The sequence below is a fragment of the Actinomadura physcomitrii genome, from assembly GCF_008923205.2.
GTDB lineage: Bacteria > Actinomycetota > Actinomycetes > Streptosporangiales > Streptosporangiaceae > Spirillospora > Spirillospora physcomitrii.
This window is the reverse complement of the sequence record NZ_WBMS02000032.1, coordinates 35284-35816: the sequence shown is the minus strand read 5'-3', so window position 1 is coordinate 35816 and position 533 is coordinate 35284. Positions and strand designations below refer to the sequence as shown.

Genomic DNA, 533 nt, shown 5'->3' with positions numbered 1-533 from the left:
GTTGTGGCGTGTCGTGGTTATCGCGGCGTGCATAACCACGACACGCCACAACTCAACGAGGGGTTGCGGTGGGGGATGTGGTGGCGGTGCGGGATAGCAAGGACCCGGACGGGCCCGTCCTGCTGGTGACCCGCGCGGCTCTACGCAGTGCCGTGGACGCCGCCCGCGCCTCCCGCTGACCGCCTCCCAACCGTCCCTCGCCTCCCACGAGACCGAGGCGCGGCGGGCTGTCCCTCACCCCTGCCGGGACGGCCCGCCCCCACCATCGCCCTCGGGGGGTTCCGGTTGTGGGCGCTGTACCGGCGCGTGCTTCGCTTTCCATGCCGGCCCCCGGTGGCGCGTCCAGACACGGTGTGCGTGCCACGAACTGGCGTCTGGACGTCCGTCCCGCGACCGTCCCCTCGCCTCCCACGAGACCGAGGCGCGGCGGGCCGTCCACACCCCTGCCGGGACGGCCCGCCCCCACCATCGCGCCCGGCAGGGTAGTTGTGGTTTGTGGGGGGGGGGGGGGGGGGGGGGGGGGGGACGCGCCC

The 533-nt window shown here is 74.7% G+C and carries 1 protein-coding gene; it reads left to right on the top strand.

The annotated features are described in order from the left end of the window. Positions 1-68: 68 nt before the first annotated feature. Positions 69-179, top strand: a complete 111-nt coding sequence (locus F8568_RS48855; RefSeq protein ID WP_328601117.1) for a DUF397 domain-containing protein — start codon at positions 69-71, stop codon at positions 177-179. The last annotated feature ends 354 nt before the right edge of the window (positions 180-533 follow it).